The sequence below is a fragment of the Evansella tamaricis genome (genome assembly GCF_019042215.1).
In the GTDB taxonomy this organism is placed as follows: Bacteria; Bacillota; Bacilli; order Bacillales; family Salisediminibacteriaceae; genus Evansella; species Evansella tamaricis.
Genome location: NZ_JAHQCS010000034.1, coordinates 1 through 21,154 on the forward strand (window position 1 = coordinate 1; position 21,154 = coordinate 21,154).

Below are 21,154 nucleotides of genomic sequence, written 5' to 3' on the forward strand. Positions count from 1 at the left end.
ACAGGACGTGGCGCTTTGCCCGATGGACGGATACTCTTCAGAGCGATGCTTGTAGAGGAAGAGGCACTGCCCTACGCTCGTGACCATAGGCGCTTGCGCTTTTCTTATAAGGTTCATGTAGAATAGCCTTAATTTTATGAGTGAATGGGTCAATGTTTATCCAAATATGAAATTAATAAAAGATGGGGGAGAAAGTTTAATGAATAAGAATATGTCCAAAAGTCGAAGTTCTGTATTTAATGATATTAACCGTGCTCCAAATCGTGCAATGATACGGGCAATGGGAATAAAAGATGAAGATTTTAATAAACCTTTTGTGGGAATTGCAAGTACCTGGAGTGAGGTTACCCCATGTAATATGCATATTGATGAATTAGCTAGAAAAGCAAAAAAAGGTGCTTTGGATGCAGGGGGAACTCCTTTTATTTTTAATACGATAACAGTTTCAGATGGTATCTCTATGGGGACCGAGGGGATGCGTTTTTCCTTACCAAGCCGTGAAGTCATTGCAGATTCTATAGAAACAGTTATAGGCGCTCAGAACTATGATGGAGTTGTTGCTATCGGGGGATGCGATAAAAATATGCCAGGGTGCATGATTGCAATAGGACGTTTAAATTTACCTGCCGTTTTTGTTTATGGGGGAACGATACGACCAGGAATTGTAGATGGAAAGGATATTGATATTGTCTCCGCTTTTGAAGCAGTAGGGAAATATAATAATGGAGATATTAATCGTAATGAACTTCATAAAATAGAATGTCACTCTTGCCCAGGTGCAGGTTCATGTGGAGGGATGTACACAGCTAATACAATGGCTTCGGCAATTGAGGCTATGGGAATGAGTCTTCCTGGAAGTTCATCAAATCCAGCAGAGACAGAAGAAAAATTAAATGATTGTATAAAAGCAGGAGAAGCTGTTTTGAATCTATTAAATAAAGGAATCACTCCTAAAGATATAATGACAAAGAAAGCTTTTGAAAATGCCATTACGGTTGTCATGGCACTTGGAGGGTCAACCAACGCAGTTCTTCATTTATTAGCAATGGCTCATACTGTTGATGTAGATCTTGATTTAGATGACTTTGAACGTATTCGTAAAAAAGTTCCTCATATAGCAGATTTAAAACCAAGTGGTCGCTATGTAATGGAAGATTTATCTCATGTGGGTGGTGTACCTGCCGTAATGAAGCTACTTCTTGATAAAGGACTACTTCACGGGGATTGTTTGACAGTAACCGGTAAGACAATAGAGCAAAACCTTTCAGAAAGTCAGCCTTTAAAAGAGGGGCAGGACATAATTTCCTTTGAGAATCCAAAGCGTCAGACAGGGCCATTAGTTCTTCTAAAGGGAAATTTAGCTCCTGATGGTGCAGTGGCAAAAATGTCAGGGTTAAAAATTAAAACAATAACTGGGCCTGCTCGTGTTTTTGATTCAGAGACAGATGCAACAAATGCCGTTTTAAATAATGATATCCATCCAGGGGACGTTATTGTGATCCGTTACGTTGGTCCTAAAGGTGGTCCAGGAATGGCAGAGATGTTATCTATAACAGCGATTGTAGTAGGAAAAGGGCTTGGAGAAAAAGTTGGCTTAATTACAGATGGCCGCTTCTCTGGTGGCACACATGGATTAGTAGTTGGCCATATCTCCCCAGAAGCACAGGTTGGTGGTCCAATTGCATTAATTCGGGAGGGAGATTTGGTAACAATAGATAGTGAAAGTCAGGAGTTAGCTGTTGATCTTTCACCAGAAGAGTTTGATGAAAGGTTAAGGAACTGGAGTCCTCCAGAACAAAATTTAAAGGGTGTTCTAGCTAAATTTGCTCGATCCGTTTCATCTGCTTCCAAAGGAGCAATAACCGATTAATAGGGGATTAGTAAATAGAGAAAGCAGATAGGGAGTCATTATGCAAACCGTTTTGTGTATATATGTAAATGGTCTTCTATTCGTGATTTTAGTATCCTAATAATTTGGTTTTTTTAGTGAAAACGCAATGTTTATTTTATAATAATTCAAGCTAAGAGTTATAAAGCTCTTAGCTTTTTTTGTGGATTGATTTTCTCCTATTATCAAATTGCCCTCCTCACTGCTAGGAACGATTTATCACCCTTATTAGAAAATATCAAAGTAAACCTTTATTATAGCTTTTAGTATGAGAACTATATTTTCTGAAGTTTAACCATTAAAAAGTTATGTTGACCAGTGAGGTTGCTTCCGATAGCATGAAGCGTAAATGTGCTTGTTTTAAATTTTCGAATGCTGCCATGTGACTAACTAAACGAATATAGCTGCTTAGGTATTAACGAAATTGTTAAAAGCGCTTACAATTGTGCAGCTTTTGTACATCCTAAAAGGAAGTACCTTTCATGGTTTTTCCTCTCCTTTTCAAACTACTTTAAGATCAGAATCTGTTGAGATAAAAGTTACACTATTTGATTTAATAGTATAAAAGTTGGTTCCACCATAACAAGATTTAAAAATAGAGGGAACACTAAATGAAAATGGACAAGTAAAACACAAGAAGAAAGGATGCTTTTATGGAATTTGTTATTAATCAAGAGATGTTAAAAAACGCTATTTCTACTTCAACAGTAGGTTCATTATTTTATCAGGAAGAAGATGCCTTTAATGGTGTCAATAAAATCGCAAAAAGGGTAATGCACGACCTAGAGTTAGTATTTGGGCATGCACCAAATCAAACGACGGAGAAAACAAAGCTGGGCAAGGCCCCCATCATCTATGGTACGGTGGGTCACAGTCCAATACTTCAAGAACTAGAAGAGAATAACCTAATTGACCTGTCTGGTGTAAAAGGAAAACGAGAAGTCTTTTTATTTCAAGTCATTCAACAACCTTTTGAAGGCGTAGAATGTGCGCTCGTCATCGCAGGTAGTGATAAACGGGGGACGATCTACGGTCTTTTTCACTTGTCCGAAATGCTTGGTGTTTCTCCCCTCGTAGATTGGAGTGACGTCAAACCAAAGCAGAAAGAATCATTTTCCTTGAGTGGAGATTTCAAATATATATCCAAAGAGCCTTCTGTTAAATATCGTGGCTTCTTTATCAATGATGATTGGCCGGCTTTTGGGAACTGGACGATGAAGAGGTTTGGAGGACATAATGCAGAAATGTATGATCACGTCTTTCAACTGCTCTTAAGACTAAAAGGAAATTATCTCTGGCCTGCCATGTGGTCTGCCCGTTTTTATGATGAAGGTCCAGGTCTGGCAAATGCTGAGCTGGCAGATGAGTATGGGGTAGTAATGGGTGCATCCCATCATGAACCATGTTTACGATACGGAGAGGAATATAAATACCTCCGTGGAAAGGATTCTAAATATGGAGATGCGTGGAACTTCATTTCAAACAGAGAAGGTATTACAAAGTTTTGGGAAGATGGTCTAAAGCGTGGCGGTAAATTTGAAAATGTCATTACGGTTGGTATGCGTGGGGAACAAGACACTTCGATCATGGGTAAAGGAGCAACACTTGCTGACAATATCCAATTGTTAAGGGAAGTGCTTCAGACGCAAAACCGGTTGATCGAAGAAAATGTGAACCCCAACCTTTCCGAAGTACCAAGAATGCTTGCTTTATATAAAGAAGTGGAACCTTTCTTTTATGGAGACGAAAATACACCGGGATTAATGAACTCAGAGGAGCTGGAGGATGTTATCCTCATGCTTTGTGACGATAACCACGGAAATCTGCGCACACTACCAACCGAAGAAATGCGTAACCATTCAGGTGGTTATGGTATGTATTATCATTTTGATTATCATGGCGGGCCAATATCGTATGAATGGATAAACAGTTCTTACCTTCCTAAAGTATGGGAACAGATGACAATGGCTTATGATTTCGGTATCCGAGATCTATGGATTGTAAATGTGGGAGATATTGCTACGATGGAGTTCCCGTTATCCTATTTCCTCGATCTTGCTTATGACTTTGAAAAATGGGGATCTGATGCAATTAACAAGACGGATCTTTATACGAAACAATGGATTGAGAAGCAGTTTGGTGGTGTATTGTCTGAAGATGATAAAAATAAGGTAGATGATCTCCTCAAAGGTTATACAAAAATTGCTCATAACCGCAGACCGGAACATATGAATTCAGAAGTTTACCATCCGGTGAACTACAAAGAATCAGATTGTCTACTTGAGGAAATAGACTACCTTTTGAATCTTGCGGAGGAACTGTCTAAGAAGGTTGATCCAAAGAACTTTTCCGCTTATTTTACCCTAGTATATTATCCTGCTGTGGGGAATCTGAACTTACAGAAGATGTGGCTTTTGACTGGCAAAAATCATTATGCTGCCAAACTAGGAAAAATGGAAGCAAACAAACTGGCTGAAGAAGTTAGAGAATGCTTCAAAAGAGACCGGGAGCTAGTGGAAGAGTATCATGCCCTTGATGATGGAAAGTGGTACGGAATGGGTCTTTCGGAACATCTCGGTTTTGTTAACTGGAATGAAGAGGAAAACAAGTATCCTGTATTAATGAACGTATTCCCAACTGGTAAACCGAGACTGGTAGTGGAAATCGATGGGACAGATCAGTTTAATGAAGGTCCGGATTGGCATAACAACAAAGTCATTTTAAATAACTTCTTACAACCGGATGTGGAGGAAGCATCATTTACTATTTCAAGTAAGAGCGATAAGACTGCGGAATATTCTATTACGAGCAAAAATCAGTGGCTGACGTGTTCTAAGACGAGCGGTAGCCTAAATGGCCAAGAAGAAACAACCGAAGAAATTAATGTAAAGATTGATCGTAGTGCAATGAATGGTGAAACGGAAGGCCATATTATCGTGGAGATGTCCGTAGGGACGGTTATAATTGTTGTAAATGCATCTCAGACAGATACAAGGGGATTAGATGATAGGACATTTGTGGAGACAAATGGCTATATTTCCATCGATGCGGAACATTATTTTTCGAACGAGGAAGTCAAAAACAAGTATGGTGATGTGAATCGATTAGAAGTGCTTGAGGGATATGGAAAAACATTATCTGCTGTGAAGGCTTTCCCAACAACGGCACACTTTACTCCAGGAAAGGATGCCCCTTATCTGGAATATCATTTCGTCGTTCAGGAAGCAGGGGTTTACGAGGTAGACCTCTATATGCAACCATCCAATCCAGTTACTCAAGAGGGAACGATATTCTGTGGTATTCAAGCAAATGAAGGGGATATTTCTATTGTAAATGTACTCCCGGAAGGATATCGTGTCGATGATGACAATTGGGCAATTGGAGTTCTTGATAACATCCGCAGGAAAGTAAGCAGCATCAATTGTAAGCAAGGATTAAATACACTAAGAGTATATGCAGTCAGTCCAGGATTTGTATTAGAAAAGTTGGTCATATACAGAGAAGGAAAGAAGCCTGCAGAAAGTTATCTAGGTCCAGCGGAAACGTATTATGTAGGGAAATAAATGAATAACTAACAACCATTCAAAGAAGGCAGCTCCCACTTACCATGGGGAGTTGCCTTTTCTCAAAAGATAAGAAAGTATAAGTTTTTGCACCTTCGGGCAAGTTGTCTATCTTCAGCGCCTACTCGCTGCGGGGCACTTCGGAAGTGACAACCGAAGTCAAAGAGCGGACTTTTAGCTACTTCTTCGAATTCGCTGTCCAACGAGCGTTTACTTCACGAGGATGCTTCGAGTTGCCTCGACGGATAAACTTCAGAGCAATGCTAGTAGAGGAAGAGGCACTGCCCTACGCTCGTGACCATAGGCGCTTGCGCTTTTCTTATTATCAGAAATAACCCCTTGCGTTCTCTCAACATCTCGTCATGAACGCATCAGCCCGAAGGAAGCCATATCTCACGCGTTCATAAACCACTCATCAACCGGACATGAACGAGTCCACACAATCTCATCATCTTCTGAATCCGCCATCTTTTCAGGTTTTTCTCATACATTCAGAATCCATAGTAAGAAACTTGCCTTAAAATGCTAAGCATCATTTATTTCAATATATAACAACTGGATCGTACGTAGCTAGGTTTTCATAGATTGCTTTCATTACATTTGGAGGGACATTGACACAGCCGTTTGAACCTTCTGTAAGATAGGCATTCTTTGACCAATTCGTTCTCCAGCCGGCGTCGTGAAAACCTTGACCGCTGTTTGTAAAAGGAGCCCAGTAATCTACTTCAATGGCATAATCGGAATCGTCTGCTGATGTGCCAGTAAGTGTATAGTTTGTACGTTTATAGAGTACGTACCAAACACCTGGTAAAGTGTCTCTTTGTGTTTTTCGATTACCAGTAACCACATTTGTAGTTACTACTAATTTTCCATCTTTATAAATCCACATACGTTGATCCGCAATAGATACTTCAGCATAAGTACCACCGATCCCATAATTTGAGGTAACATTATACCCATAGCCTTCCCCTTGCCATCCGTTCCCGTAAATATGGGAAGCAGAAACAAAAGGATCTTCCCCTTCTAATGCCCCATAAATCAGTTCAGCCTCTTTTTCTATATCTAATGCCCATCCGTAACCTTGGCCCTTTACCGTAATTTCTTTTCCGGAGTGAGTAGTAAAGATATAGTCTTTGCCTAATGTGGATTGCCTGTCAATGAGGTCAGTAATCGTGTCAAGAATTGTATCTGACTCTATCAAAACATCCATGTTGTCTGATAGAGAGGCTTTTTGAATAACTTCACTGGCATTTATTAGATGTACTTTGTCTTGTATCTCATATTCAATTGTCCGATTTAAGAAGCTATCTAGCATTTCTATTTGTAGGTTGACTTCTTCACTGTCCTCCTTGATAGGTTCTAAAAAGAATGGTTGTAAATGAATGTCATTTCTATATTCTTGTTTGTCGTAGTCTTCTAATAAACTATTGATATCATACTGTTCCCCATCAAAACTTTGAGAAACAATGATCTTTCCATCGTCTATACTAGCCCTTGCATCTACTGGTGCTTGCAAAGTTTGATTCAAACTGACTAACTGTTCTTCTAATTCTTTTCTCAGCCCTTCTGCCCGGTACCCGTCCTGAATGGTGGGTTCTAAATAAAACGATTTCGTTTCAGAAGAAGGAAAAAATGTCCACTGACTTTCTAAGAAAGATTTAATGTAAGGTAGATCCTCTTCTGTATAATTCATCTCTGTTTTCTTTCCTTCATAGATCAAGGAATCCCCAATATAAATATCGTTATTTAAAGGGGATGTTTGGAGAACATTAAGTGCCTGATCAGAAGTAAGCCGGCCCACATTTACATCGTTAATGACAATATTGGCATTAAAATGTGTTTTCTGATAATAAAAAAGAGTTCCAAAACAAAGTATAATAAACAATAAAATAATAGTAATAATTTTCCAGACTTTTAATCTATTTTCTGCCACATTTTTTAGAATAACCTTCTCATCTAAAGAATTAACTGCTTTTGCCTCCATATAGCCCACCCCAGTACGTTGAAATCAAACATAATACTATTTCTCATAATTAATATTTACTATATTTTTACAAAATAAGATAGAGGAAATTTTGAAAATCTATAAGAATTGTAAAAATTTTTTTATAACAAGGCCTATATAATAAATAATGATACGGAAATAATTTTTTTCGGAACTAAATATAACCAAGTTCAGTGTAGGTAACTTAAGGGTAAAAAAGGACAGATTAACTTCCCATATCCGGGAAAGATAAACCCCCAAAGTTCTAAAACATATAAATTTCAAAAAAAACAGGACCCATCAGGATCCTGTAATTTTATGGTTAGTTTTCTCCTCTCATTTTCGAACGGACGTAGATACCGGAATCGGTCAAATCATCTTCACTCCAAGCCTGATTTTCCCCAGGATCGAGAATGGTATACGGAATAAAGGCCGCAGATGCTTCCTGTTTATTCGATGCGGACCAATTTACCCAGCTAATATGATGTTCATCGAGAAAATCAAGCCATTCATCTGATTCTTCGATATAAGGTCCATTGTTTCCGCTTGCTTCACTGGTACCCCATTCAGTAACGAAGACAGCAACGCCATTGTCTAGCGCTATTCTGGCATTATCCATTAGAGAACCATCATTATGGGAACCGGAATAGAAATGAAGTGTATATGCTGTATTGTCATCATCAATAGGGTCTTCAGCAGCTAAATCTGGTCTTTGACTCCAATTTGGTGTACCAACAATTATTAAATTTTCGTTCCCACTTTCACGTAACATTTCTATGATTGGTTCTGCATAGGATTTTACTGCGCGCCAACCCTCAATGTCATTGGTTACTCCATCCCCACCTTCATTCGGTTCGTTTGCCAACTCATAGATAATATTCGGATGGTTTGGGTACATGGAAGATATCTCTTTGAAAAAATCCATGGCCCCCTCATAAATTTCATGATTCGGATCTCCAGGATGATGAACGTGCCAATCCACGATAACATATAAATCATTTGCAATAGCATGATCTATACCACTCGTTACCCGTTCCATCATTTGTTCAGGTCTTTGGGCGTAGCCAGCCTCACCAATATACATCGCAAGTCTGATCACATTTGCATTCCAGTCATTTGCAAATGCGGCAAAGGCATTGTGATTAACAATGGCAGAGTACCATTGTAAACCATGGGTACTCATACCTTTCAGTTGCACGATATCTCCCTTTTCATTTACTAAAGTCATTTGGCCATTCACTTCTTCAATAGATAGTTTGCTAGGTGCTGATGAACTATTATTACCTGAAAAACCAATAAAAAATAAGATTGCGATGACACTAATGAAACTAATAATTACAAGAATTTTTCTCCTCATCATCATTTAATTACTCCTATGTTGTTTTATTTAAACGCTTTCACTCTTGATTAATATATTCTATAACTATACCTTATTTCCCTGCTGTTTTTAAAGATTATTGGAGAACTCTGTTGCAAACAGCTTCATTTAAGTATGCATTGTTTTAAATTATTCTAACGATGGACAATTTTTCTAGTAAAAATTAAAATATATAAAACTTGTCTTTATTGGCAATAATTTTAATAGGAAAATAAAATTGAAGGATATATAATTATCATGTACTATAGCTTAATAGAAAGTAGGAGGAAGCACATGTCATTAAGGAAACATTGGATAAAATTACTGGCATTATTGGCCATATTTTTCATAATAACGGTGGCCATCGCAGGCTGTTTTGAGAAGGATGGGGAAAAATCAGAAAAGAAACAGGAAGAGGAGGAAGAACAAACCGCTCCACAAGATAAAGACTTTGATCCGATGCTCCTAAGTGGATATGAAGAAATTATTCATTCCTTTTCCGATAATATTCTTGATCTAAAGGTTCGAGATGGACAAGTAGTTTTATTAGCTTCCAATTCCCAAAACACAGCAACACAATTAGTAGTGGGGAATTTAAATAATGGAATGGAAAATAATAAAGTGCTAGACGAACTGCCCCCATTAGAAAAAGGAATGTTTTCCCTTTCTTGGGTGCCGGACGGAAAAGAAATAATATTAATAGTAAAAGAAAATGATTCTTGGAATCTTATAAAATATAATATTGAGTCAGAGGAAAAGGACCTGATTAAGTCTTTTGAAACTGGTATAAGCAATGTCACTTTTTCTGGATTTGAAAATCAGTTATTTTATTCTCAGTTACTTCCAAATGATACTACCCAAACTACAGTAAGGCTGAATAGTTGGACATTAGATGCCCCTATGGACATTTTCCAGGTTTCGGGTAATCATGAAAATGGACCTGTTATTAAAGAGATTGCTGTTTCACCAGATAGGAATCTTATTGCATATACATTATTCAGAGAGGATGAAAATAAAAACAGTTTATGGCTATACGACTCGACGACGAATTCAAGTAATCAGATATCCACTGAAGGAGTAAATGCGGGTCAGCCAAGTTGGTCAGAGGATGGAAAATTAATTGCGTATACCGAATCCCTTCCGGATAAAGGAAAAGCAATCTATGCATATCATCAACAAAATGAGCAAAAATGGATGGTAACGAAGCAAGAAGGTTTAAGTTTTTCTCCACAATGGACGCAAGACAATCACCTTGTTTTTGCCAGCAAGGTCTTGGATGAAGTAAGACTTTATGTAATGAATTTCGACGAGGCATATTCTGAAGAATTAGTATATGATGTTCCTGAAACTCAGACCTATTCAACATTCGATATAGCTATATTGAATGGTGTCGTTGTTGATCCAGAAACAGAAACCATCAAATTCGGATATAATGTTGGTGTGAAAGAAGGAAAAATTGCAGCAATTACAAAGGAAGATATTGATGGGGAAACGGTGATTGATGCTGATGGGAATGTTGTCAGTCCAGGGTTCATTGATATTTTATCCTTTAATCCAAATGGTGCAGGTGAACATTTTAAAGTAATGGATGGTGTGACTACCCATTTAGGGATGCATGGATCAGGTATTGAATTTGAAAGTATGTTTAACGGATTCGAGAGAATGGGAATGGTTAACCACTTTGGAGGTGCCATTCAGCATTCTCACATGCGGACACGTTTAAATATAGGACCGTATGATGCCCCGACAGAGGCGCAAATTGAAGAAATGAGAAAAATGACTCACCGTGCAGCAAAAGAAGGTGCCATTGGTCTTTCCTTCAGTCCGGAGTATTACCCGGGAATGACAAAAGAAGAGATCATGGCAGTCATGGAAGTTGGAAAGGAGTACGATTTTGTATCTTTCTTTCATGTACGTTATTCCACCATGTTTGATGAAAAAACGAATATTGATGCGTTAGAGGAAGTTATATATTATGCGAGGGAGCTAGATGTCCCTGTTCAAGTTCAGCATATTAACAGTACAGGTGGAACATTTTCCATGGAACAATCCATTGCCATGATAGACGAGGCAAGGGCAGAGGGATTAGATATTACTCTAGATGTATATCCATACAATTATTGGGCTACTTGGGCAAATACGGCACGTTTTGACGATGGCTTTTTAGAAAGATTTCAGCTGGAGTACTCCGATTTGCAGGTGGCGAATACAACAGAAAGATTAACGAAAGAGAGTTTTCAAAGATACCGTAGTCAGAGAATACTATTAATTGCTTTTGGTATTCCAGAGGAAGATGTCCGGTTAGCTATGCAACCTGAATATTCCATGTTTGGCAGTGATACAATTATGGTACCGCCAGATTTCAATAACCATCCAAGGGGTTCTGGTACATTCTCTCGAGTTTACCGTAAATATGTGAGAGAAACGGAGACAATTCCATTTATGAAAGCTGTACAAATGATGACAATAAACCCTGTTAATCGTCTCGAAAATGTAGCACATGCTTTACAGACAAAAGGAAGAATGCAGGTTGGAATGGACGCTGATATAACAATCTTTGATTTCGAAAAAATAGAAGACACAGCAAGTCCTGAAAATGTGGCAAGCTTTTCAGAAGGTGTTAATTATGTCCTTGTGGATGGTATCCTTGTTAAAGAATTAGAAGGGATCCGAAAAGGGGTATTACCTGGAAAGATTATAAGAAGTGATTTTAACTAAAAACACAGAAACAAAAAATGAATAAATATATGCTGCCCATAAGGTTTCATAGGCGCTTGCGCTTTTCTTATTGTCTAGCTCCATCGCCTACTCGCTGCGGGGCACTTCGGAAGTGACAACCGAAGTCAAAAATCGGACTTCTAGTTGTCATTCCTCCACTGCCCTACGCTCGTGTTCATAGGCGCTTGCGCTTTTCTTATTGGGGCAGCATATTTTTGTTGAAAGATAATTTATCAGTTTTGGCACCTTCGGGCATGCCAAAGGTCGTGGCGTTTTGCGCTACACTTATTTGGAAAATAAGGCACTTACATCAGGATTGTCTTTTTTAGAAGGGTCTGTAACAGTAAAAGAGGGTTTCTTTGAAAAGCTGAAAATGGATGCAATAATATTTCTTGGGAAAGTAACAATATAAGAATTATAATCGGCAACCCTCGCGTTAAATGTTCTCCGTTGGGCTTGGATATTCTCTTCAATATTAGATATTCGCTTTTGCAGGTGATTATACTGAGAGGTAAATTTAATGTCAGGATAATTCTCCATTCGTCCTAATAAAGTTGTCATTGTCCCTTCAAGCCGTTGTGCATCGCCGATTTTATCTTCCACTTTTTTATCGCTATTTCGGCTAATTTGTGACCGTAATGCTGTGACTTCATTGATTAAATCCTTTTCGTTTTCTACGGCACTTTTTGTCGTGGAGATCAGATTTACAATTTCATCAGCGCGGTTTTGCAGCAGTACATCAATATTGGAAAAGGATTGTTCCACTTTAATTTCCTTCTTTTTAACACCATTATAAGTAATAATAAATAGAAGAAAAAAGAGGCCGACAATTCCCAATAGACTTAATATAACCATGTTTATATCACCTCACCATTTTTAATCTTTATTCCAAAGTCTAAGATTTAAATCAAGTTCTTCTACTAATTGAAGTGATTTATTTATATCTTCAAAGTAGTAATACAATAAATCACGATCAAGTTTTTGGTCTAAATTAAAATCAAAGTGTTTATGATCTGTATTTAAAAGAAAATACATTTTTCCGTTCTTAAACGAAAAGTAAGGGACATATCGTTTTTTTACGTTAAAACCCTTTGACTGATCCGTAAAAGTACTAAATAGATCTGAGTTTACAGGACGGTTTGTAGCTGATTCTTTTGTATCTTCCACAAAGGCAAGTAGCTTTTCCATAAAAGCGGGAGTTAAAATATATCTTGCTTTTGTTTCATCCGTTGTTCTTACAGTAAACTGTTCATTAAAGTCTATGTGGTCAAGTTCTAAATCTTCCAGATCCTTATGCCTCATCACAACGTTGTGCTGTTTAAATCTGGACAGGAGATTTTGTCTAGGAAGAACAAGGGTTACTCCTTTAAAATCTTTGTTAAAGTCTACCTGGAAAAAAAGTCCCTTAAAGATTTTTTCCTCATAAGTTTTTGTTTTCCCATCCTTATCTCTTCTTTTTGTAACATGTAAGGCTTCCACTTCTGAGAAAGCTACCATTGTTTTGGGAACATTCTCAGATGTATCATTAGCATCTCCCGTATTCAAGCCAATGGTTTCATTAATCTTTTCGGATATTGGTGTAAATTCTTCCTGCTCAGTGTTCTGGATATTCAGAGAAGCGGCGGCCTGTGGTTCAAGATTTTTAGTAGTTTTTTCTTCTGAGTCGTAAACATAACCCCAAATGTAATCATCCCCACGATATCGGTTTGGTACTTTTTTAAAAATATTGGTGTTTACAAATGTTTTTTTTGGAATGAACTTTTCTGGATCATATTTAAATGCAGGGTTAATAAATTTTACAGTTTCTTTGATTACTTCTTGTTTCATCTGTTGTGAAAAGCCTTTTTGTAAGCCATGTATTTTTATAAAACCATAAATTCCAAAACCAATGGCGATAATATAAAATACAAAGTCAAATGATCGAAAAAACTGGGCAAATAATAAGGCAGGCAAAATTCCCATTGCTGAGATTCCCAAATATTTGTTGCGTGATTTTCGTATTTTTCTCCGGGCTTCATCTAATTTATCAATCTTTCCTTCCATTTTATCTCTGAAAAAAAGGTCGAACTCGTTTCTCGTTTTTGATATCCTTTCCAACCGCTTTCTCCCCCCTTTCTAAAATGGATGTAATTAATGTCTCAATATCATGTTACTGAAGAAACACAGTGAAGTATATTATACTTTCGTATATAAATAGGGCTTTTAAAAAGAGAGGACGGTCAATTATTTCGATAATATTGTAATTAAATGTTAAAATGATAATTATGATTCAATGGAGTGTTTTAGAAAATCCGGGAGGTTGGAAGAAGTGAACAAACAATTGTTTAATAAACCAAAAGCATTTGGAGAAATACTTGATCTGACATTTCAATTAAGTAAAAACCGCTTTGTGGATTTTATGAAAATCTTCTTAATTTTGTTAGGACCTATTTTTGTATTGGAAGCCATTGTTTATTTAATGTCGGGGGTCAATTTTTTCCGGGAAACAGGACCAGGGACAGTCTGGTTTGAACAAATTATTAATAGTTTTGTAGAAACAGAACCACTTGAAACTGCTAGTTTAGGAGCAGATTTGGGGATCATAGGATTGGGGCTCGTCAGTATACTGTTGTATCCTATTGCTCAGGCAGCAGTTTTATTTGCAGTCAATCATATCCGTAAGGGAGAAGAATTCAAAGTAGGGGATGTTATTAAACAGGCATTCTCCAGATTCTGGGCCATTCTTTGGGGTAATATCGTATTTTTCTTTGTTATCTTCGGGATAATGCTAATTCCAATTATCGCTATAACTAGTATTGTCATTTCAATGGGGCCAGAGAATATCATTGGAGCGGTTATACTTATAATCCTGTTAGGTTTTATATTCTTTTTTGGATTTATGTTATTGATTACAAGACTAAGTTTTTATTTCGGATCCATTGTTTTAGATAAGATTACACCGGGGATTATTAGAAGCTGGAAATTATCCAGAAAGAGGACATGGCCACTTTTTGGATTATACATTATTTTCTACGTTATTATCGGGGCCATTACGTTTGCCGTTGAAACTTCTTTCGGATTGTTACTAGGGAATAGTGTCTTATTGCTGACAATTAATAATTTGGCATTACTGTTTACAACTATGGTAGTAACTGTTGGATATTCCGTTATGTTTCTAGATTTGAAAACAAGACATAATGCAGATGATTTAAAAGAAATGTTAGATGATTATCAAGAAAATAATAAATAACTTTTAAAATGGGTCGGAGTGTTTTTTGAAAGGCTTTGTTTTGTCTCATGTTGACTTTCACAATGAGGTACTCCCTAAGATGAGTTTTTAACAGGGCCTTTTAAAATCATTTCTCCTTTGCTTAGGAAAGCCGGGTGAAACGAAAATGTCTCAAGATGCTAGAGATGATCTGAAAGAGATTTTGAATCAAAGGGAATATCAGATTTATTATGAAGATTCCAGAGGGTTTCTTCAGCTTCTAATAGATCGTATACAAGAGTGGATTGCTGAACAGCTTCTAAAACTATTCCCGGCCATCACCCCTTCCAGCGGTGTTTCGGGATTTGTTTTTATTATATTAATTCTCATTACTGTTGGTATATTGATTTTTATTTTATTTAAACTGATTGAGCGTTCTACTAGAAAGCGTTCCTTACATGATAAACCACTCCAGCATGAAAACGAATTGAAATGGACAGTGGAGCAGCATTTAGACGAAGCCAAAAAGCAAGAAGAGATAGGGGACTACTCCATTGCCACGCGACATATGTTTTTAGCGTTACTACTCTATTTCCACGGAATTAACTGGCTGGAGGCGCGAATTTGGAAAACTAATTTGGAGTATTATGAAGAATTGAAGGAGGTCAATCTTGAGAGTGCTTCCTTCTTCTATGAGTTTGTCCTATTGTTTGATGAAATCACATACGGTGACAGGCAAGTAAAAGAGGAAGAATATAAACAATGTAAAGATGAAGCATTGATATGGTTGGAGAAAAGAAAAGGGGAAATGGACAGGGGGTGATCGTGGAATGGATAAAACGAAGATTATAAAAAGGATTGTCCTTTGGAGCAGCATATTTTTAATTTTCTTTCTCATTAGTTACATAGGTACTTCACAAGGACCAGATTATTATCAGCCATACCTTTCCCATTCCCCATCGCCAACTGGAACAAAAGCTATTTTTACTCACTTGGAGAATGAGAAGCTAGCAGTGGAGAGATGGACTAATCATCCAGAATTATTGCTTAATCACGATCAAGAACATCTTCTAATAATGGTAGAACCTTTTTTTGTTCCTATCGAAGAGGAGATGAATGCATACAAAGAATTCATGGAAAGAGGTAATACGATCCTCCTCTTCAGTGAAAACCCCACTGGAATGTTTAATATTCAAGTGGATTACCTTGAATTCTTTCCAGAAGAGGATGTTTTAGAATTGAGTATGGGAGAACTGAAATACAATGCTGTTTCAGAATCTCCATTAAGGTTACGCACATTGAGTAATGATAGTGTCTTAATAGAGGATGAGTATGGGGCTTTAGCTATCGATAGAACCTTTGGGAATGGTTCATTAATCATTTCTAATACACCAGAGTGGATGATGAATGGTAATATTCTAGAATACGAACATGCGTCTCTGATCCTTTCATTAATTAATGAAAAGTCTCCAAAAGATGTAATCCTCTTTGATGAATATATTCATGGGGAGGCACCAACGTTAACAACCTTGTATCCTAAAGGATTTATATTACTGATGGTTCAGGGAGCTTTTGTTCTGCTCATTTGGCTTTGGTACCGTGGTAAACGGTTTGGCCCAATTATAAACCCCAGGGAAGAGTACGTTCGATTCAGTGATGAGGGATTAAAGGCTACGGCAGCATGGTATCTTCGTTCAGAAGGCATGGGATTGAAAGATTCATTGAATATACAGTCCGATTATTTGAAGCAGCTAATGCAGGAGCGATGGGGAGTATCCTTTAATAGCAGCTGGACTCAATTAGAACAACAACTGGAACAAAAATGGAAAAACATTCCTAAAGAAGAGCTACATTCTTTTATTAAGGGGTTAGATGAGGTTTTAGAAAGGGATAGAATTAGTAAAAAAGAATACTTGTTTTGGTCAAAACAAATAGATCAGTATAGGAGAGGGGTAGAAGAAGAATGAGTACGGAACTTGCAACATTGATCGAAAAATATGAGAATAAAATAATAGGACAAAGTACAAACTTACGGTTGCTTATATGTGCTGTATTATCAGGGGGACACGTTTTATTAGAAGGGGTTCCCGGTACAGGAAAAACTCAAATGGTGAGAACACTAGCAACTTTAATAGGGGGAGAGTTTAATAGAATTCAATTTACTCCTGATTTATTGCCTAGTGATATTACAGGAAGTACAATTTTTAATATGAAGGACTCTTCTTTTACAACCTTAAAAGGCCCCATCTTTACTAATATTCTATTAGCAGATGAAGTAAACCGTACTCCTGCAAAAACACAGGCCGCACTTTTGGAAGCTATGGAAGAAAAGCAGGTGACGATACAAGGTGAAACATATAAACTTGATGATGTATTCTTTGTCGTAGCTACACAAAACCCTATTGAGTTTGAGGGGACATACCCTTTACCAGAGGCACAGCAAGACCGTTTCCTGTTTAAACTCCACATTGATTTTCCTGGATTTGAGGAGGAAAAGAAAGTGCTCACGCAAGTATTGGAGAGCAGTGGGACTAATGCTCCAGAGCCCGTACTTGATTTAGATTCTTTTTTATCGATCCGCAAAGAAATTGAGTCAGTCACGATAAGTGATAATGTACTAGAGTATACAATGGAAATTGTAAGAAAGACAAGGGAGACAGATACGATTCGCTTTGGTGCTAGCACAAGGGCAGCTATATCCATTGGCAAGGCAGCAAAAGCCTGGGCATATTTAGCGGGAAGAGATTATGTAACTCCAGATGACATCAAGATGGTTGCACGTCCAGCATTAAGGCATCGGATTCAATTATCTCCGCATATGGAATTGGAGGGAGCGACTGTTGATCAAATCATCAATGAACTTGTGGGATCGGTTCCTGTTCCGAGATAGGGGCATTATTCCAACAAAAAAACTTGTGATTTTATTAGGGATATGGTCAGTTCTTCTCATTATATTATCCTTTACTGAAGTTTCTTGGATTATCCTCATATCCAGTAGCATTGCTGTACTTTTCTTGAGTATGACAGATCTAATGTTTTCGCCGAATAAAAAATCGATAGCAATGAAAAGGATCGTACCTAATGAAATGGAGAGGGGAATGACTTACACCGTTACCATTGAAATGGAGAATGATTCTAATCATCCTATCCGCTATCGAATAGTTGATGGTATTCCCCAATCTTTTCAAAATCCTTTTCCAATGAATGGGGAAATGAATAAAGGCTCTTTTATTCACTCCTATGAAACGAGTGCTCCCATAAGGGGGAACTATGCCATGAATAAACTTTATTTCAGATATTCCAGCACACTTGGACTGTGGGAAAAACAAGCAACGTTTCATCAAGAGGATCAGGTGAAAGTTATACCTGATTTAACAAGTACGAGGGAGTATTTGGAAAGTGCCCAAAAGTACTTGCTCCATGAAGGAATGAAGATACGTAAAAACAAAAGCGGTGTCGGTGAATTTTCAAAAATACGAAATTATGTGGTTGGGGATGATCCAAGGAAAATTAACTGGCGTCAAACAGCTAAGTTACAGGAAGTAATGACGAATGAGTATGAACCAGAACATGGTAAATACATAACGATATTAATTGACTGTGGCAGAATGATGGGGGCAGAATTAAAAGACTCAAATAGGTTGGAGCGGGTATTGGAAGCAGCTTTAACAGTAGCATTAGCAGCACTCCAAAAAGGAGATTATGTGTCTGTCATTGCTTTTTCAAAGGAAGTACATGTCTATGTACCACCAGGGAAAGGTATGTCACACCACCAGAACATTTTAAATGCTGTTTATGATATCCAAGTTACCCCTGCAGAATCAAACTATGGTGCAATCTTAAATTATTTAGAGACAGTACAGAAAAAGCGAAGTTTGCTTTTGCTATTTAGTGATGTTCGAACATTTTTACATGAGGAAACCGCACTCTATTATTTAAAAAGGTTAAGACAAAGACACTTATTTTTAGTGATAGGAATAGAGGATGAAACATTGCTTGAAAGGACGAAAGAGAAACCGGAAGATGTCCTTTCCACAATGATAAAAAGCATGGCTCAACAGCAGCAACTGATTAAAAAGAGCGAAAAAGCTAGGTGGGAAAAAGAGGGCCTCCAAATGTTGGAGGCACGGAGTGAGAAACTTGCCAGTACTGCAGTTTCTTATTATATAGAGATTATGAATCGGGGCTTACTCTAAAGTACCCTCTCTTTTTTTCAATAAGTAGTATCCGATGGTACCATAAAGAATTAAACCCACTACAGTTAAGAAAGCCACAAAATATTTTGCTTCTAGGGAGAGGGCAGCGGGGGTAATAAAACCTTCCACCAATCCAGCGATAATAAACAGAGGCATCGTCCCTAATAAAAGGAGAACAGATCGTTTTGCCTGTTCCTTTAATTGGTATAGCCTTGAGTAATTCCCTGGTACGAAGAGCTTATATCCCATCAACAACCCGGCCCCCCCTGCAATAAAAATGGCAGTTAGTTCGATCATTCCGTGGGGAACGATGTAGGCCCAAAATTCATAAGTCATTCCATAATGCCAAAAAAGAGCGGCTAGGGCGCCTACAATAACTCCGTTATAGACTAAGATATATAAAGTTAGTATTCCGAATGTGATGCCTCCTGCAAATGCCAAAAAAGCTACCTGTATATTATTCGTCATAATACTTGCAGACATGAGTGAGGCATCCACCATTCCATCACTTGCCCCTAAGTTAGTGGGGTCTACACCTTGAGCCATTTGAGCTGGCAGTATGGAATATAGGTGAAGGGGGTCAACCATAACAGATAAAAAACTCCCCACTCCGCCTAAAGTAAAAAGGATCATGGCGGCGATGACAAATTTCCATTGTTCTCCTAACAGACCAATAAATTTTGTGGAGAAAAAATATCGGATTTGTTTCATGCTCGATGTTTGATCTTTATACAGTAAATTGTGAGATTTAGCTACCAGACCATTTAAATAGGCCGTAACGTCTTCATTACTAAAGTACGTTTGACTATAGGATAAATGCTGGGTAACCTTTTGATAAATCCTTTGAAACTGGTGAATATCTTTTCCAGAGAACTTATTTTTCTTCCTTTGGAGGCTGGATATGATTTCCTCCAGTTGTCTCCATTCTTCCCGATGTTGTTTAACAAATTGATTGACGTTCATCCTAACACCTCTTTGATAAGGGGGTCTATTCCATATACAAGTTGATCTTCTAGATTGCTAGTTTTATGGAGTGATTGGTTTACTTATATACAATACTACCACTGGAGTTTAAATAATCCAATATAATGAGGTGAGGCAAATAATGAGTGATGATAAAGTTTCCATAAAAACCCCGGAATTTGTATCTCTGCAATTTCAAACTGCAGGACTTGGGAGCAGAGCAATAGCCTTTATGATTGATCAGGCCATTTTAATAATTATTAACATGATAATCTTAGTCATACTATTTTTTGTTATGACTGGGCCGGAAAGTTTAGGTTACTCAATCCAAACCCCTACGATACCGATAGCGATTGCGATCATTTTAATATTTATAATAAATGCCGGGTATTTCTTCTTGCTTGAATATATGACAGGAGGAAGAACTATAGGAAAAAAATTGTTGGGTATCAGAGTTATACAGGATAATGGCCATAGTATTACATTACTTTCAAGTTTTATCCGTAATTTATTAAGGCTTATAGACTCTTTGCCTGCTAGTTATTTAACAGGAATTTTGATGATTTTTTTTCACTCACAACATAAACGGTTAGGTGATGTTGTAGCTGGTACGATAGTAGTCCATGAAAGAAAAGGGAAAAAACGATTGACAGAAAGTTCACTAGATAAAGAACTGAAGGAACGGAATATCACAGGAGAAATGCTCATTCTTGAAGAATGGACGTTGAAATCTTTCGGAAGTAAAGAATGGAATTTAATAAAAGCATATTCAGAACGATTCACTCATATTGAAGAGGAAGAAAGAAGGGAATTAACGAAAAAATTAGCTGGTATCCTTCTCGTAAAAGTGGGGATCGAAGTGGAAGGGAAAAATACATATGACCTTGAAAATTTATTATTATCCCTCTATTTAGTTATGAGAGAAGAATGGGAGTACGAGTTGTAAACTAAAAAAGAGGATGTCTATTAGGGAATAGGTATGACTCCTCGTGACTTCTGTCATGGGTTGTTAACAAAATAACAATATAAATAATAACTAAATCAGCATTTTAAAAAGGTGGGACAAACGTGTTCACATTATCAGTAAAACACTTCGGTTGTGTCCCAGCATCTTCTTTAAAAGAATGTATAAATTTTTGCACGTTCGTGCATTGTCTAGCTCCACTGCCCTACGCTCGTGACCATAGGCGTTTACGCTTTTCTTTGTCTAGCTCCATCGCCTACTCGCATGGGAACTGAAAAAGTGGTGCTTTTCCACTTTTACAGTCCCTAAGCAATGAGCGTAGCCGTCGCAATCT

General features: G+C 37.6%; 14 protein-coding genes. 9 read left to right on the forward strand and 5 right to left on the reverse strand.

What is annotated here, in order from left to right:
- The first annotated feature begins 199 nt into the window (after nt 1-199).
- A complete protein-coding gene (gene ilvD, locus KS419_RS01865) occupies nt 200-1,870 on the forward strand; it encodes a dihydroxy-acid dehydratase (RefSeq protein ID WP_217064385.1) in 1,671 nt (556 codons plus the stop codon).
- Nucleotides 1,871-2,541: 671 nt separating this feature from the next.
- Nucleotides 2,542-5,451 carry a glycosyl hydrolase 115 family protein gene (locus KS419_RS01870; RefSeq protein ID WP_217064386.1) on the forward strand — a complete coding sequence of 970 codons (2,910 nt, stop codon included), beginning with the start codon at nt 2,542-2,544 and terminating at the stop codon, nt 5,449-5,451.
- A gap of 541 nt (nt 5,452-5,992) precedes the next feature.
- Here the strand turns inward: KS419_RS01870 and KS419_RS01875 are convergent.
- Both KS419_RS01875 and KS419_RS01880 read right to left on the reverse strand, forming a co-directional pair.
- Nucleotides 5,993-7,435 carry a L,D-transpeptidase family protein gene (locus tag KS419_RS01875; protein ID WP_217064387.1) on the reverse strand — a complete coding sequence of 481 codons (1,443 nt, stop codon included), beginning with the start codon at nt 7,433-7,435 and terminating at the stop codon, nt 5,993-5,995.
- Nucleotides 7,436-7,757: 322 nt separating this feature from the next.
- Entirely contained in the window at nt 7,758-8,795 is a 1,038-nt protein-coding gene (locus KS419_RS01880) for a glycoside hydrolase family 5 protein (RefSeq protein WP_246593602.1), read from the reverse strand.
- A 291-nt stretch (nt 8,796-9,086) separates the two neighbouring features.
- On the opposite strand from KS419_RS01880, the gene KS419_RS01885 reads away from it, so the two are divergent.
- Nucleotides 9,087-11,510 (forward strand): hypothetical protein, encoded by a 2,424-nt coding sequence (locus KS419_RS01885; RefSeq protein ID WP_217064389.1) that lies wholly within the window; start codon nt 9,087-9,089, stop codon nt 11,508-11,510.
- Nucleotides 11,511-11,795: 285 nt separating this feature from the next.
- Here the strand turns inward: KS419_RS01885 and KS419_RS01890 are convergent, their stop codons facing one another.
- Nucleotides 11,796-12,365, reverse strand: coding sequence for a LemA family protein (locus KS419_RS01890; protein ID WP_217064390.1), 570 nt, complete (start codon nt 12,363-12,365; stop codon nt 11,796-11,798).
- Between the two features lie 21 nt (nt 12,366-12,386).
- Nucleotides 12,387-13,607, reverse strand: coding sequence for a DUF3137 domain-containing protein (locus KS419_RS01895; RefSeq protein ID WP_217064391.1), 1,221 nt, complete (start codon nt 13,605-13,607; stop codon nt 12,387-12,389).
- A 211-nt stretch (nt 13,608-13,818) separates the two neighbouring features.
- On the opposite strand from KS419_RS01895, the gene KS419_RS01900 reads away from it, so the two are divergent.
- The 5 genes from KS419_RS01900 to KS419_RS01920 all read left to right on the forward strand — a co-directional run bounded on the left by KS419_RS01900 (nt 13,819) and on the right by KS419_RS01920 (nt 18,893).
- Complete coding sequence (locus KS419_RS01900; protein ID WP_343215014.1) at nt 13,819-14,739, forward strand: hypothetical protein; 921 nt, start codon at nt 13,819-13,821, stop codon at nt 14,737-14,739.
- A gap of 145 nt (nt 14,740-14,884) precedes the next feature.
- Nucleotides 14,885-15,520 carry a DUF4129 domain-containing protein gene (locus KS419_RS01905; protein ID WP_217064393.1) on the forward strand — a complete coding sequence of 212 codons (636 nt, stop codon included), beginning with the start codon at nt 14,885-14,887 and terminating at the stop codon, nt 15,518-15,520.
- A 7-nt stretch (nt 15,521-15,527) separates the two neighbouring features.
- Entirely contained in the window at nt 15,528-16,664 is a 1,137-nt protein-coding gene (locus tag KS419_RS01910) for a DUF4350 domain-containing protein (protein WP_217064394.1), read from the forward strand.
- A complete protein-coding gene (locus KS419_RS01915) occupies nt 16,661-17,587 on the forward strand; it encodes an AAA family ATPase (protein ID WP_217064395.1) in 927 nt (308 codons plus the stop codon). The genes KS419_RS01910 and KS419_RS01915 overlap by 4 nt, the downstream gene beginning before the upstream one ends.
- Nucleotides 17,538-18,893: a DUF58 domain-containing protein gene (locus KS419_RS01920; RefSeq protein ID WP_246593603.1), complete on the forward strand. Its 1,356-nt coding sequence runs from the start codon at nt 17,538-17,540 to the stop codon at nt 18,891-18,893. Before KS419_RS01915 ends, KS419_RS01920 begins: the two co-directional genes overlap by 50 nt.
- Here the strand turns inward: KS419_RS01920 and KS419_RS01925 are convergent.
- Complete coding sequence (locus KS419_RS01925; RefSeq protein WP_217064396.1) at nt 18,885-19,856, reverse strand: stage II sporulation protein M; 972 nt, start codon at nt 19,854-19,856, stop codon at nt 18,885-18,887. The genes KS419_RS01920 and KS419_RS01925 overlap by 9 nt on opposite strands.
- Nucleotides 19,857-19,998: 142 nt before the next feature.
- On the opposite strand from KS419_RS01925, the gene KS419_RS01930 reads away from it, so the two are divergent.
- Nucleotides 19,999-20,802 carry an RDD family protein gene (locus KS419_RS01930; protein WP_217064397.1) on the forward strand — a complete coding sequence of 268 codons (804 nt, stop codon included), beginning with the start codon at nt 19,999-20,001 and terminating at the stop codon, nt 20,800-20,802.
- The last annotated feature ends 352 nt before the right edge of the window (nt 20,803-21,154 follow it).

What these genes read in the sequence shown, in the direction of transcription:
- KS419_RS01885 (WP_217064389.1), top strand. Translation starts at nt 9,087, where the DNA reads ATGTCATTAAGGAAACATTGGATAAAATTACTGGCATTATTGGCCATA.
- KS419_RS01925 (WP_217064396.1), bottom strand. Translation starts at nt 19,856, where the DNA reads ATGAACGTCAATCAATTTGTTAAACAACATCGGGAAGAATGGAGACAA.
- KS419_RS01930 (WP_217064397.1), top strand. Translation starts at nt 19,999, where the DNA reads ATGAGTGATGATAAAGTTTCCATAAAAACCCCGGAATTTGTATCTCTG.
- KS419_RS01910 (WP_217064394.1), top strand. Translation starts at nt 15,528, where the DNA reads ATGGATAAAACGAAGATTATAAAAAGGATTGTCCTTTGGAGCAGCATA.
- KS419_RS01915 (WP_217064395.1), top strand. Translation starts at nt 16,661, where the DNA reads ATGAGTACGGAACTTGCAACATTGATCGAAAAATATGAGAATAAAATA.
- KS419_RS01890 (WP_217064390.1), bottom strand. Translation starts at nt 12,365, where the DNA reads ATGGTTATATTAAGTCTATTGGGAATTGTCGGCCTCTTTTTTCTTCTA.
- ilvD (WP_217064385.1), top strand. Translation starts at nt 200, where the DNA reads ATGAATAAGAATATGTCCAAAAGTCGAAGTTCTGTATTTAATGATATT.
- KS419_RS01905 (WP_217064393.1), top strand. Translation starts at nt 14,885, where the DNA reads ATGTCTCAAGATGCTAGAGATGATCTGAAAGAGATTTTGAATCAAAGG.
- KS419_RS01870 (WP_217064386.1), top strand. Translation starts at nt 2,542, where the DNA reads ATGGAATTTGTTATTAATCAAGAGATGTTAAAAAACGCTATTTCTACT.
- KS419_RS01880 (WP_246593602.1), bottom strand. Translation starts at nt 8,795, where the DNA reads ATGATGAGGAGAAAAATTCTTGTAATTATTAGTTTCATTAGTGTCATC.
- KS419_RS01875 (WP_217064387.1), bottom strand. Translation starts at nt 7,435, where the DNA reads ATGGAGGCAAAAGCAGTTAATTCTTTAGATGAGAAGGTTATTCTAAAA.